Here is a 13,548-nt window from a genome sequence, read left to right as displayed (position 1 = left end):
CCCCGCTCCTAGGTTGAGTGCATGACCACGCCTGGGACTTCCGCCACCGTGACGCCCCTCGTGACGCCGCTGACGTTCACCACGTATGTGCAGGCGCGCGGACCGGTGCTGCTGCGTACCGCGCGTTCGCTCACCTCCAATCCGAGCGATGCCGAGGACCTTCTCCAGACGGCGCTGACCAAGACCTACCTCGCCTGGGAGCGCATCGAGGACCACCGCGCCCTGGACGGCTACGTCCGCCGCGCCCTGCTCAACACCCGTACCTCGCAGTGGCGCAAGCGCCGCGTCGAGGAGTACGTGTGCGACGAGCTTCCCGAGCCCGAGCCGCTGCCCGGCCCCGACCCCGCCGAGCAGCAGGCCGTGCGCGACGCCCTGTGGCGCGCGGTGCTGAAGCTGCCCGCCCGGCAGCGGGCGATGGTGGTGCTGCGGTACTACGAGGACCTGAGCGAGGCGCAGACCGCCGAGGTGCTGGGCGTCTCGATCGGCACGGTCAAGAGCGCCGTCTCGCGGGCGCTGGCCAAGCTCCGCAACGACGCCCAGTTGGACGCCGCCACCTCCACCACGGCCCCCGAGACCGTCGAAGCCGCCTGAACCCCGGCTTCCCCCGCGCCACCCGCAAGCCACGGCAGCCACCACAGCCACTGCGGTGCGACCGCCCGGCGGGGCTGCGCGACGCCCGGCACCGGGCCGCCGAGGGTGCGCGCCGGGCCTCCGGTTGTGCCCGACCACGTGACATACCGCCTGGTCGGTGGCAGGCTGCCCGCCACGGGCAGCGTGTCGTGCGGGCATCGCGGCGAGTCGCCGGGCCGCTCGTGACGGGCGCTGCGCCGGTGAGTGCGCGCGACTCGACAGGACGCCCGGGAGGCCCCACGTGCTGAGCACGATGCAGGACGTACCACTGAACGTGAGCCGGATCCTCGCCCATGGCGAGCGGGTGCACGCCGACGCGGAGATCATCACCTGGACCGGCGGCGGGGAACCGCACCGCCGCACCTTCGCCGAGACCGGCGCACGCGCCGCACAGCTCGCCCACGCACTGCGCGAGCGACTCGGCGTGAGCGAGGGCGACCGCGTCGGCACCCTGATGTGGAACAACGCCGAGCACGTCGAGGCGTATCTCGCCATCCCCTCCATGGGCGCCGTGCTGCACACCCTCAACCTCCGCCTGCCGCCGGAGCAGTTGGTCTGGATCGTCGGGCACGCGGCCGACCGGGTCGTCCTGGTCAACGGCACGCTGCTGCCGCTGCTGGCCCCGCTGCTGCCCAGGCTCCCGAGCGTCGAGCACGTCGTCGTGGTCGGCGAGGGCGACCGGCTCGCGCTGGACAGCGCGACCGTCGAGGTGCACGACTACGAGGAGCTGCTGGCCGAGCAGCCGACCCGTTACGAGTGGCCGGAGATCGACGAGCGCGCGGGCGCGGCCCTCTGCTACACCTCGGGTACGACAGGCGACCCCAAGGGCGTGCTTTTCAGCCACCGTTCGATCTATCTGCACGCGATGCACGTCAACAGCGCGGAGGCGTTCGGCCTCGGCAGCGGCGACCTCGCGCTGCCGGTGGTGCCGATGTTCCACGTCAACGCCTGGGGACTGCCGCACGCCTGCTTCATGTCCGGCGCCGGCATGCTGATGACCGACCGATTCCTCCAGCCCGGCCCGATCGCCGAGATGATCGAGAAGGTGCGTCCCACGCTGGCCGCTGCGGTCCCGACGATCTGGCAGGGTCTGCTCGCCGAACTCGACGCCACGCAGCGGGACGTCTCCTCCCTCGGCCGGGTCGTCATCGGCGGCTCCGCCTGCCCGCCCAGCCTGATGCGCGCCTTCAAGGAGCAGTACGACATCACCGTCGTCCACGCCTGGGGCATGACCGAGACCTCCCCGCTGGGCACCGTCTCGCACGCGCCGCCGGGCGTCGGCGAGGAGGAGGCGTGGGAGTACCGGTTCACCCAGGGCCGCCTGCCCGCATCCGTCGAGGTCCGGCTCGCCTCCCCGGACGGCACCTTCGCCCCCTGGGACGGCCGGACCGCCGGTGAGCTGGAGGTACGAGGCCCCTGGATCGCCGCGGCCTACTACGGCGGCGCCGGATCGACCGAACCGCTGCGCCCGCTCGACAAGTTCAGCGAGGACGGCTGGCTGCGCACCGGCGACGTCGGCACGATCTCGCCGAACGGCTATCTGACGCTGACCGACCGCGCCAAGGACGTCATCAAGTCCGGCGGCGAGTGGATCTCCTCCGTGGAGCTGGAGAACCACCTCATGGCACACCCCGCCGTCGCCGAGGCGGCCGTGGTCGCGGTGCCGGACGAGAAGTGGGGAGAGCGCCCGCTCGCCACGGTGGTGCTCGCCGAGGGCCGGGAGGCGACCTACCAGGAGCTGCGCGAACACCTCGCGGAGCGGATCGCGCGCTGGCAGGTGCCCGAGCGCTGGACGGTCATCCCGGCCGTGCCGAAGACGAGCGTGGGCAAGTTCGACAAGAAGGTGCTGCGCGCCCAGTACGCCGACGGCGCGCTGGACGTCACCACCCTGTAGCCGCCGCGACGCTGCCGCTGCCGCCCGCCCCGGACGCCGAGCCGATCGGTGTCCGGGGCGGGCGCGTTCACGCCCTGCCCGCCGTCCGCCCGTCCCGTCGCCGACGTGCCCGCCGCTGCCCTGCCCGCCGCCGTACCCGCCGCCGCCCATCCCGCTGCCGCCGTACCCGCCGTCGCTGCGGCACCGCCGGGGTCGCGTCGTGCCGCCGCCGTTGTGCCACCGGCATGCGCCAACGGCGACCTGTGACCGGTCCCGTACGGCGCTCGCGGCTCTCGCGTCGCACGCGTCACGCACCGCGTACGACGGACTCACCCGGCAGGCGCCGGCGCGCGGGGCGAGCCCGGCACGTACGCGGCTCGTACCGGGCCCCACACGCGGGTCGTGCGCGGCTCGCGCCGTCGGCGCCCACCGTCGGCGCCACCCGCGACGCCCACTGTCGGCGCCACCCGCGACGCCCGCCGTCGGTGGTGGCGGCGGCGGGGTCAGCCGGTGCCGATCTTGGCGAGCAGGTCCACGAGTTGGCTCTGCACCTCGACGCTGGTCGAGCGCTCGGCCAGGAACAGCACCGTCTCGCCCGCCGCCAGTCCGGCCAGCTGCTCGCGGTCCATCCCCGCCGAGGTGTAGACGACGAACGGCGTGCGGTTCAACAGGCCGTTGACCCGCAGCCAGTCGATCACCCCGGCCCGGCGGCGACGGATCTGCGCAAGGTCCATCACCACCAGATTCGGCCTGATCTGAGCCGCGACCTCGACCGCCTGACCGTCCGACGGTGCGTGTGCGACCTGCATCCCGCGCCGCTCCAGCGTCGCGGCGAACGCCTGGGCGATGACCGGTTCGCCCTCCACCAGCAGTACCCGCGGCGGGTGCTGCTCGCTGTCGCGCGGGGCCAGTGCCTTGAGCAGCACGGCCGGATCCGCGCCGTACGCGGCTTCCCTGGTCGCCTGCCCCAGCCCGGCGGTCACCAGCACCGGCACCTCGGCGGCCACCGCCGCCTGCCGCAGCGACTGCAGGGCGGTACGGGTGATGGGCCCGGTGAGCGGGTCGACGAAGAGCGCGGCGGGGTACGCGGCGATCTGCGCGTCCACCTCCTCGCGGGAGTGCACCAGCACGGGCCGGTACCCGCGGTCGGTGAGCGCCTGCTGGGTGGTGACGTCCGGCTCCGGCCAGACGAGCAGCCGGCGCGGGTTGTCGAGCGGCTCCGGCGGCAGCTCGTCGTCCACGTCGATCGGGCGCAGCGGCATCGTCATCGCGGGGTCGGCGACCGCGGCGGCGCCGTTCGGCCCGTCCAGCGGCTCGGGCCCCTCGGCGGCCTCCGCGTCCGGTGCGGTGACGGTGAACTGCCGCGCCGCGTCCGGCCGTCCGCTCATGCTGCCCAACTGCCGGGAGGTGTGCCCGGCGGGCAGCGGCTGCGCGTCGGAACCCGGAGGACCGGCCTGCCCCTGCGACAACTGTCCGGCGGGCGGCGCCGGCTGCGGCTGCTGCGGCGCCGGCGGCAACTCGTAACGGCTCCCCTGCCGGCCCGACTGCTGCGGGCCGCCGGGCTGTTGGCCGCCGGGCTGTTGGCCGCCGGGCTGTTGGCCGCCGGGCTGCTGCGGCGCGACGGGCTGTTGGCCGCCGGGCTGCCGCCCCGCCGGCTGCCGGCGGGGCGGCTGGAGCGCACGACGGGGGTCCCCGGCCGGTGTCGCCGGTGCCGTCCCCGCGCGGTCGTCCTGCTGCGGCGGCGCCGCGAGCTTGCGCCGCCTCCCCGTACCGCCCGGGGGCGTGTGCTGGGGCAGCGGATGCTGACCGGACGGCTGCGGCTGCTGAGGCTGTACGGGCGGCTGCTGCCCGGGCTGCTGGAACTGCTCGGGCTGCGGTTGACCGGAAGGCTGCGGCTCGGTCGGCTGCGGCCGGGCCGGGGCGGGCGGCTGCGGGGCGCTGTCGGGCATCGCTCCCGGCGGCGTCTCCGGTCGCAGCGCGGACTCGGGCCCGTGGCCCGGCTGTTGGGCCTGCTCGGCCGCCCGTGCCTCGACGTGGGCCTGCACCTGCGCCGCGTACGGACGTCCCTGCCCGAGTGTGCGCACGCTCACCGCACTGGGGTCGGCCGTCTGCGGCGCGCCCGGCATCGGCAGCGGCTTGGGATGGGGCTGCTCGCTCGACGGGGGCACTGCCCCGCCCAGGATCGGACTGCGCGCGACGACCGTGTGACCGGCGGCACGGGGGTCCATGTCCTCGGGCCGCATCGGCTGCTCGGCCTCGCCGGCCGCCGGCTGCTCCGGAGAAACCGGCTGCTCGGGAGAGCCCACCTGCTCCGGAGAAACCGCCTGCTCCGGCAGTACGGCCTGCTCCGGCGGTACGGGCTGTTCCTCGGCGGCCGGGCTCGGCTTGCGCCGCCTGCCCGTCGGGCGCTGGGGCTGCGCGGGGTACTCGCCCGACGCGGACTCCCCGTACCCGAGCGCCTGTTGGCCGCCCTCGGAACCGTCCGTGCGGTCCGCCGCGGCGGGCGGCAGCGCGAACGGCGAACGGCCGGCCGGTGCGCCCTGCTGCTCGCCGCCGCCCTCGGGGGCGGGCTTCGCCCGCCGGCCCCGTCGTCCGGTGCCGGGCTGGACCTGCTGCGGGATCTGCGCGTCGGCGCCCCAGGCGTTCGGTACCGCCACCGGAGCGTCCTGCGCCTCGGCGGCCTCCTGAGCCTCCTGCGCCGCCCGAGCCTCCTGCTCGGCCTGAGCAGCCTGAGCGGTCTGAGCCGTCTGAGCCGTCTGAGCCGCCGGCGGTTCGAAGCCGGCCGACTGCGGCTGCACAGGCTGTGGATAGCCGCCCGGCAGTGGAGCCTGACCGGGCTGCGACTGCCCGGGACGTGCGAACTCGCTCTGCGCGGGCTCGGACGCGGGCTCGGACTGCACCGGCTCGGAAGGCGCCGACTCGCCCGTGCCGCGCCCGTCGACGGGGCGCAGCGTCCGCCGGGAACGCCGGCCGGCGGGCGTCGCCGGCACCGGCTCGCCCTCCGTGCGCGGCCCGGGAACCTCTCCGCTGCCGAGCTCTCTCCCGTCGCCGAACTCCGCCTGCGCGCCCTGCTGAGCGGCCACCGGCCCGCCCAACTGCCCCGGGCCCGCCGACTGCTGGTGCTCGACCTCCCCGGCCTGCGCCTGCGGGCCGGGCCCGCCGCTGCCCGGAGGCAGTGCGAGACCGCCCGAGGACTGCGGTGCCCGGTCGCGACCCGCCGGCAGCGCCAGCGCCTCCGGCGTCCCGCGCGCGGGACGGGCGGGCCTGGGCATCACGGTCGTCCCGTTGCCGAACGCCATGCTGCCCGTGCCCTGGGTCGGCTCGCCCTGCGGCTCCGGTCCGGGCGCGGGCAGTGCGCCACGGGCGGGACGCTGCGGCGGGCTCGCCACCGGCTCGTCGCTCACGTCGCCGAGCGGCACTTCGAGTACGTACGCGCTTCCGCCGCCCGGGACTTCGTGCGTCTGGAGCACGCCCCCGTGCCGGGCGACCACGCCGCGCGCGATCGGCAGATGCACCGGGTTGCCGCCGCTGTGCGGGCCGCGCACCTCGATCCGTACGACCGATTCCTTGGTCGCCTCCTCGCCGCGCCCGCTGCCGCCGCGCTTGGCGGCGGCGACGACGATCGTCGAGTCCTGCGGGCCTCCGGCGACCGTGGAGTTGCCGGTGACGTCGACGCCGGCGACGTCCGCGACCAGATGCGCGATCGCCAGCGCCAGCCGGTCGGGGTCCACCACGGCCTGTATCGGCGGTGCGTGCACCGCGAACTGCGCGCGGCCCGGGCCGATCAGCTCGACGGCGCTCTCCACGCCGCCGGCGATCACCGCGTCCAGCGAGACCTGCTTGCGGTCGAGCTTCTCGCGGCCCGAGTCCAGCCGCTGGTACTGCACGACGTTGTCGATCAGGGTGGTCATCCGCGCGTAGCCGGCGGAGAGGTGGTGCAGGATCTGGTTGGCCTCGGGCCACAGCTGACCGGCGGGGTCCGCGGCCAGACCGGCCAGCTCCCCGCGCAGCTCCTCCAGCGGTCCGCGCAACGCCTCGTCGACGACCGACAGCAGCTGCGCGTGCCGCGCCTCCAGCGCGTCCGTGGCCCGGCGGTCGGTGAACGTCAGCACCGCGCCGACGAGTTGATCACCGTCGCGGACGGGGGCGGTGGTCATGTCCACCGGCACCCGCTCGCCCTTCTTGGACCACAGCACCTGGCCGCGCACCCGGTGCTTGCGGCTGGAGCGCAGCGTGTCCGCCAGCGGCGTCTCCTCGTACGGCTGCGGCGTACCGTCCGCGCGGGTGTGGTGCACCAGCGGGTGCAGCGCCTGGCCGCCGAGATCGCTGGCCCGGTAGCCGAGGATCTGCGCGGCGGCCGGGTTCACCAGGACGACGCGGCCCTCGGTGTCGGTGCCCACCACGCCCTCGGCGGCGGCGCGCAGGATCATCTCCGTCTGCCGCTGCTGCCGGGCCAGTTCGGCCTCGGTGTCCAGGGTGCCGCTGAGGTCGCGCACGACGAGCATCAGCAGCTCGTTGCCGCCGTACCCGCCGTGATCGGCGTACGCGGCCTCGAAGGACGACTCGTAGGTGGTGCGTCCGTCCTCGAGGTTGGCGCTGGTCACCTCAACCGGGAACTCACTGCCGTCGGTGCGCCGCGCGACCATCCGGGTCGGCGGCTGACGCTCCTCGATGCGGTCGTCGGGGCGACGCATGGACCCCGGGATGCGCTTGGAGTCGAACGCGGGCACGAGATCGAGCAGACCGCGACCGATCAGCGCCGTACCGGGTGTCTCGAAGACATCGAGGGCGATGCTGTTGGCGTTGACGACCGTGCCGTTGGCGTTGACGAGCAACAGCGCATCGGGCAGGGCGTCGAGTATGGCGGCGAGGCGAGCAGCGCCTCGGGATGGCCTGCTGCTCACGACGGCGTTCCTCCTTGCTGACCACGTGGTACCCGGCCAGTCTGCCTCTACCCCGGGCTCATCACCAGAGTGGAGTCTACGGGCAGCGCTTGTCCCGGGGACGGCAGATGCGTACCAGTACCGGTGACACCGGGGAGGAAGCAGCCGCACGCACCCAGGCCGGACATTTGGCCACGGTCGTTCCGCGAACAGTTGCGGAATGTCTGATTCCGCAACTGCGTTTCCTTGTCGAGCTGTTGTCGGTCCACGGAGTCCGGCACCTGCCGCACCACCCCCGACCGGCCGTTTCCGGACGCCCGGCGGGCGCCGGCGGGCACCCGCCCGAGCCGGTCGGCGCGCGACGTTCGGCGCGCGCCCGGAGCGGCGCGACGAGCACCGGATCCCCGTGACGGTGCCGTGGCGGCCGACACCTGTCCGGCCGCCACGGCACCGCGGCGATCACCTGCCCGAAGCGCGGACACCTACTCTCGTGACGCCCGTTACTCCCGACCCCTCCACTCCCCGACCCCGTCACCCACACCGGCCGCCCCTCCAGCGCCAGCCCGCCCGCGACGTGTGCGCCGCCACGACGTGCGCCGCCACGCCCGTACCCCGCGTACGCACGCGCCCCGGGTACGCACGTGCCCTGCGTACGCACGTGCCCTGCGCTCGCCCGTACCGCGTGCAGGCCCGCACCTCCGTGCGCCGAACGCAACCGTCGGGCGGGCCCACGCAGTTGGCCCGCCCGACCCGGCTGCCCGGGATCGCCCGCCGTCAGCCGTCCGCCGTCCGCCCCGAAGGTCTCCGGATGTCGCCGAAAGCCTCCGGAGGGGCTCCGCGATGGCGTGCGATCAGCGGGCGTCGGCACCGATCAGCGGCAGCGCCGGCGTCAGGGTGTCCCAACGCGCGATCTCACAGCCGTTGGTGCGCTCGAAGTCGGCCGACACCTCGCGGCCCGCCCAGGTCCCGGTCACCCGCGCCGTCTGCGGTCCGCCGTAACGCTGGGTGCACACGGCGTCCTTGGAGACCGGCTCCCACGGGCTCTTCGGCCCACGCACCGCCTGGTCCACCGCAGCGCACGCCCGGGACGCCGACGGGTGGTTGCCCGCCGCACGACCGGCCGGACCGCACCTCAGCTCGTACCGCTCGGTCCTGGCCTCCGCGTCCTCCTGGTAGACCACGGTCAGCGTGCCCGCGGTCGGCAGTGCGCCACCCGCCTTCTCGATCTGCCCGTGGGGCGACGGGCAGGCCAGTGCGGAGCCCGCGACAGCGGACAGCGCGGCGGTCACGGTCACGACGGTGGCGATACGGCGCAGCATGAGGACTCCCGGTTTCAGCGTCACGGGGTACGTGGTTCGTACCCCCACCACCTACTAACGCTGCTTCCCTCCGCCCGTTGCGCAACTTGTCCGCCGCCACGCCGGTGCCGACGTACACGCAGGTGGGGGCCGGCGTACGCACGTACGAAGGCTTTTGCCCGCCGCGCTCGTCGGCGGGTAGTGTGTACCGCGATTGGTCACCGGGTCACGCCCTGTGCCATCATCTGTCCACGCCTCGCCTAGCGGGGCGTGTGGAGGCTTCGCCTAGTCTGGTCTATGGCGCCGCACTGCTAATGCGGTTTCGGGGTAACCCCCTGATCGAGGGTTCAAATCCCTCAGCCTCCGCTCGATCTCACCGATCACCGAAGCCCCGGTACGCATGTGCCGGGGCTTTCGCGTGCGTCCGGCCCCGCGTACGTCCGGACTCGCCCCGCACCGTCGGGCGACGGAGTGCGCGGACGAGGCGCGCGACCGCTTCCCGCCGCCCCTCGGGAGCCCGTTTCCGCAGCTCAGCACTGGTGAGACAAACGGATTTCGCCTCGCGGCGCAGGTCATGTAATGTTGTCCACGCAACGCCGACCGGCCGCCCAGACGGCCAGGGAAGCACAAGCGCTCGTAGCTTAACGGATAGAGCATCTGACTACGGATCAGAAGGTTGCAGGTTCGAATCCTGCCGAGCGCGCACAGGTCAAAGCCCCCTCGGGATCATCCCGGAGGGGGCTTTTTCGTGCCTGCAAGCAGGAAAGTACAGCAACCGCGTCAGCCACTACCGCCCACGGCGGCGGCAGCTTGCCGGCCGCGTCGCGCACTTCCTTCTCGCTCGCCTCGTGGCGGGCCGTCACTGACTGAGGCTCAGGCGGGCCCGTCGCGGAGGCTGTACATCAGAGGACGGGAGCGGCCGGCGGGCCCGCCCCCTTGCGTGCCCGCCGGGGCGGGGAACTGCGGGCGGGTGCCGGGCGCGGGCAACGGAGACGTCCCCTGACCAAGTTGCCTGACCAGGAGACGTTCTCGCTGTTCTCAGGGCGGAGGCGGTGGGATGTGTGGACCCACGGTGACATCGCTGCCACGGTTCTCAAAGTTGCTCTCTGTGCGTTGAGCGGCGCTCGAAGCCAAGGACGTCGTACAGCCAGCGGTCGAAGTAGCGTGCCTCGGCTTCTTGATCACCCTCGACGGTCAGCCACTCACGGGCAGCGGTGACCATATGGGCCTCGGCCTGATGCGCTTCCGCAGGATGCAGCTCGACCCAGTCGGTCAGCTCACCCCAGATGAGCGCGAGCCAGTTGCCGGCTTCATCGCCGTCGTCGACCGGGTGACCGCCACTGACGAGACCCAAGATCTCCAATGCCGGTTCGTACGGAGACGCGTCACTTCTCAAAATGGCCTCTGCGTACGCTCTCACCGCCACGCGGAAGGCGTCAGAGTCACCCATGAGGAAGAGAGTGGGCGACGCAGTCCGCGTGCCCCGGGCGTCCTGGTGATGGCGCTGCGCCCGAGGATCTCCATGATCGTTCACGCGTCGACTCCCGGCGCGAGCAACAGCGAGACGCAGGCGCGCCTGAGGTCGTGCACGCGTACGCGCCGCACCCGCGGGCCCTGGATTCCGCCCCGTGGAGGCAGTGGTGCGGCGGCGAACAACTTCGCGAGCGGTTCGGACGGTTGAGGGATCGACCGAGTTGCCGTCGCGGCCCGGGGCGGTGCCGCCGCTGCTCGGCCTCACGATGCGGTCGAAGGCCGTCCGCAGCGAGTCGAGCGACGGCCCGAGCGTCAAGTACCAGCAAAAACACGGCAGTTCACCGTGACCCGGGCCGTTGCAGCGCACCGGCCGACAAGTTGACCACAGCAAGTTGCTCCTGGCCGCCGGCAAGGGCTGTTCTCCCCTTCTTGTCCTCGGAAGGAGACCCGCTCGACAGGGAACTGCTCTCTGCGTTTGTGCCGGGCGGGGGGCAGCGCCGATCGTCCAGATCAGGGACGCGCGGCCGGGGCGAGCCCATCAGCCGTTCCAGATTGGCGTCGTAGAGCTTTCTCCACGCCTCGCCTTCTTCCTCCTCCATGATGGAGCGGAGGGCATCGCACACTTCTCCCTTGAGCGCCTTGTCCTCCTTTCGGACCGCCACACCGTATTCCTCCTTGCCGTCGATGTTGTCATTCAGTCGACGGACCTTCTCAGGTTCGTCGTCCTCGAAGCCAGCGAGGATGACGTCGTCGGAGGCGACCGCATAGACGTTGCTTTTGGGGTCGAGCACCTCCTCCCGACATTTGTCGTAAGTGGCGGGTAGCGGATCCATCAAATTGAAATTCTCCGCCTCAAGACTTTTCACGTAGGTCGAGGATTTGGCGGTACACACCGCCAGCCCCCTTGAGATCAGGTCCGTGTAATCCTCGATGTCGTATTGAGAGTTCTTCTTGACGAGGAAGTTTCGACCGGCAGTGTAGTAGGGGCCGGCGAAGTCCACATCGTCTTTTTCCATGCGATCCTTGGTGATGCTGTAAGTGGCAATGACCAGGTCCACCGTCGAGCGGAGTGCGGCGGCGCGATTCAGTGTCGTGACATTAACGAAGACGATGTCCTTCGCTTCGAAGCCCATATGCTTGCCGATTGCAATGGCGAGGCCAGGCTCGAACCCCGTGTGCTCCCCTGAATCTTCGTTGTACTCGCTCAGCCCTGGCTGCAACCGCTTGACCCCGATGCGCAGCTCCTTCTTCTTCTCCCTCCAAGGCTTCTCGGGCTCGTCCTGGCCCTTTCCCTCGTCGTCGGCGGCGGCATCCTCGGCACCGTCCCGGCCGTCGGACTGGCCCAGGTTGGAGACGACCCAGCCGGTCGCGGCGAGCAGTACACCGGCGAGTGCGATCGCTGCGATTCGCAGCCCTCGTCGACTGCCGTTCGGCGGTGTGGGAGGCGCGGCGTCGGGAGCAGCCGCGCCGGCTCCCGGGGGAGGCGGCGATGACGCGGGGGCCGGAGTGGCCGGTGTCGCGGCCGGGGGTCGCGCCTCGGCCCGGGACGGTTCCGTCGGCTCCACCGATTCCGCTGGTTCGGGTGTCTCGGCGGGTGCGCTGTCCGGCTCGGCGGGCAGCGAACGCGGATTCGTGGCCGGTTGCTCGCGGTGGGCGTCGGGCGCTGCGGGGGTGATGCTCATCGGCAGCGGGGAGGGGCCGGGGGCGCCGAGGACCTCGCGCAGCAGCAGCTGCGCCGCCGACGCGTCCAGGCGCCGGTCCGGGTCCGGGTCCAGCAGCCCCCGGATGACCGGCGCGAGGGGTCCGGCATAGCGGTAGGGCGGGTCCGGGTTCTCCCTGACGGAGGTCTGCACCTCCCACTCCGAACGGCCCGCGAACGGCCGTTGCCCCTCGACGGCTTCGTACAGCGTGACGCCCAGCGCCCACAGGTCGGAGACGCGGGTGTGGCCGGTGGAGGCGGCGGTGTAGAGCTCGGGCGCGAGGTACGGAGGGGTGCCGATGACGTGGTTTCCCGTCACCTGTGACGCGCCGTCGAAGGTGGCGATGCCGAAGTCCACCAGGATCACCTGGCCGGTGTCCCCGATGAGGATGTTGGCCGGTTTGACGTCCCGGTGGACGACCGAGGCGCCGTGCACCGCGCACAGCCCGTTGAGGACCTGGAGACCGATCTTCGCCACCCTCGGCACGGCGAGAGTCTCCTCCGCGGCCAACACGTCGGCGAGAGACCGCATTTCGACCAGCTTCATGACGATCCAGACCTGGTCGGCGGTCTCGACCTGGTCGTGCACCGTCACCACGTTCCGGTGGTCGATCCTGGCGATCGCCTCCGCCTCGCGACGTGCCCGGTGCACCGCCGCCGAGCGCGTGGTCGCGGTCACCGCGCTCGGGTGGAGGAGTCCCTTGATCGCCACGAAGCGGCGCAGCCGCCGGTCGTAGGCGCGCCAGACCTGCCCCATGCCGCCCCGGCCGATGACCGACAGCAGCTCGTAACGGTCGTCGATGACCGCGGGAGGGGCGGGCGGACGGTCCTCCGGCGGTTCCGCGGAGCCGCGCGGGGGCAGCCCGGAGTCCGGTCCGCTCCGCGAATCCGGCGCAGTGGTCGCCGCGGGGTCCGGCGCCCCGGCGTCCGGGAGGCCATCGGCCGGGAACCCGTCGGCCGGAACCCGGCCGTCCGACCCGCTGCCGTACTCGCGCCAACCGTCGAAGCGGTCATCGCCCTGCATTCGTCCCCACCCCACTTCCCGGAGCGGGCAGCCCTCAAACCCCCGCGTACCGTTCTCCTCGCGTTCGGGCGGCGTCTCCGCCGTCGCGGCGGGTACGCCTCGAACGCCTCGTCGCCGGACCATGCCGACCGGACGCCCCGTCAGGCCCGTTCACCGAACCGGCCGGTGCTCTTCCCCGCTCCCCCAACTCCCGTGGACCGTCGGCCTGATGACGGCGAGCTCACCCTACGCCGCGAGTTCGTCACCCGTCCCGAACGCCGCACTCCTTCCGGGTACCCCGAGCCGCCGCCGAGGATGTGGAAGTCGTGACACCGGGTCGGGTCGGACACCGATCGGCTCCGCCCTCGCACCGACGGAGCAGGGGGCTTGCGTGCGCGGTGACGGAGACGGCGGCGTGCGCGTACCGCGGCAGGGACGACGGCGGGCGCACATGGCGACGGAGACGACGGCGGGCGCATACGTGGACGGGGACGACCGCTTGAGCGCGACGGCCGGGCGGTGGTGCGTTCGGCGGTCCGGCGGTGGTCGGCGGTGGCCCGGTGAGGTCGCGGCTCATGCACGGGTTCGTGCCGTGGCCACCTGGCCAGGTGTGTCTGCGGTGTGGACGTTCGTGGCGAACGCCGGGCGGTATGTGGCGATCTGCGAGTTTGGTGCTTCGCCGGTCGGCT

At 72.7% G+C, this 13,548-nt stretch carries 6 protein-coding genes and 2 tRNA genes; 4 read left to right on the top strand and 4 right to left on the bottom strand.

Annotated features, from left to right (window positions below; all coding sequences use genetic code 11):
- Positions 1-21 precede the first annotated feature (21 nt).
- Both MTQ01_RS01985 and MTQ01_RS01980 read left to right on the top strand, forming a co-directional pair.
- On the top strand, positions 22-591 hold the full coding sequence (locus MTQ01_RS01985; RefSeq protein ID WP_247486545.1) for a SigE family RNA polymerase sigma factor: 570 nt from the start codon (positions 22-24) through the stop codon (positions 589-591).
- A 280-nt stretch (positions 592-871) separates the two neighbouring features.
- A complete protein-coding gene (locus MTQ01_RS01980; protein ID WP_247486544.1) occupies positions 872-2,524 on the top strand; it encodes a long-chain fatty acid--CoA ligase in 1,653 nt (550 codons plus the stop codon).
- Positions 2,525-3,006: 482 nt separating this feature from the next.
- On the opposite strand, the gene MTQ01_RS01975 is transcribed toward MTQ01_RS01980, so the two are convergent.
- Both MTQ01_RS01975 and MTQ01_RS01970 read right to left on the bottom strand, forming a co-directional pair.
- Positions 3,007-7,407 carry a PAS domain-containing protein gene (locus tag MTQ01_RS01975; protein ID WP_247486543.1) on the bottom strand — a complete coding sequence of 1,467 codons (4,401 nt, stop codon included), beginning with the start codon at positions 7,405-7,407 and terminating at the stop codon, positions 3,007-3,009.
- An 830-nt stretch (positions 7,408-8,237) separates the two neighbouring features.
- Positions 8,238-8,729, bottom strand: a complete 492-nt coding sequence (locus tag MTQ01_RS01970; RefSeq protein ID WP_247486542.1) for an SSI family serine proteinase inhibitor — start codon at positions 8,727-8,729, stop codon at positions 8,238-8,240.
- Positions 8,730-8,958: 229 nt separating this feature from the next.
- Between MTQ01_RS01970 and MTQ01_RS01965 the strand changes: the two genes are divergently transcribed.
- Positions 8,959-9,050: transfer RNA gene (locus MTQ01_RS01965), tRNA-Ser, on the top strand.
- Between the two features lie 264 nt (positions 9,051-9,314).
- Positions 9,315-9,387 (top strand) — tRNA-Arg (locus tag MTQ01_RS01960).
- Positions 9,388-9,777: 390 nt separating this feature from the next.
- Here MTQ01_RS01960 and MTQ01_RS01955 read toward each other — a convergent pair.
- Both MTQ01_RS01955 and MTQ01_RS01950 read right to left on the bottom strand, forming a co-directional pair.
- A complete protein-coding gene (locus tag MTQ01_RS01955) occupies positions 9,778-10,134 on the bottom strand; it encodes a hypothetical protein (protein ID WP_247486541.1) in 357 nt (118 codons plus the stop codon).
- A gap of 361 nt (positions 10,135-10,495) precedes the next feature.
- Entirely contained in the window at positions 10,496-12,880 is a 2,385-nt protein-coding gene (locus tag MTQ01_RS01950; protein WP_247486540.1) for a serine/threonine-protein kinase, read from the bottom strand.
- Positions 12,881-13,548: the final 668 nt, after the last annotated feature.

The organism is Streptomyces sp. XM4193, from assembly GCF_023072595.1.
Classification (GTDB): domain Bacteria; phylum Actinomycetota; class Actinomycetes; order Streptomycetales; family Streptomycetaceae; genus Streptomyces.
Note: the sequence above shows the minus strand (reverse complement) of the source record. Positions and strands in the feature narration are given on the sequence as shown.

What these genes read in the sequence shown, in the direction of transcription:
- MTQ01_RS01985 (WP_247486545.1), top strand. Translation starts at nt 22, where the DNA reads ATGACCACGCCTGGGACTTCCGCCACCGTGACGCCCCTCGTGACGCCG.
- MTQ01_RS01955 (WP_247486541.1), bottom strand. Translation starts at nt 10,134, where the DNA reads ATGGGTGACTCTGACGCCTTCCGCGTGGCGGTGAGAGCGTACGCAGAG.
- MTQ01_RS01950 (WP_247486540.1), bottom strand. Translation starts at nt 12,880, where the DNA reads ATGCAGGGCGATGACCGCTTCGACGGTTGGCGCGAGTACGGCAGCGGG.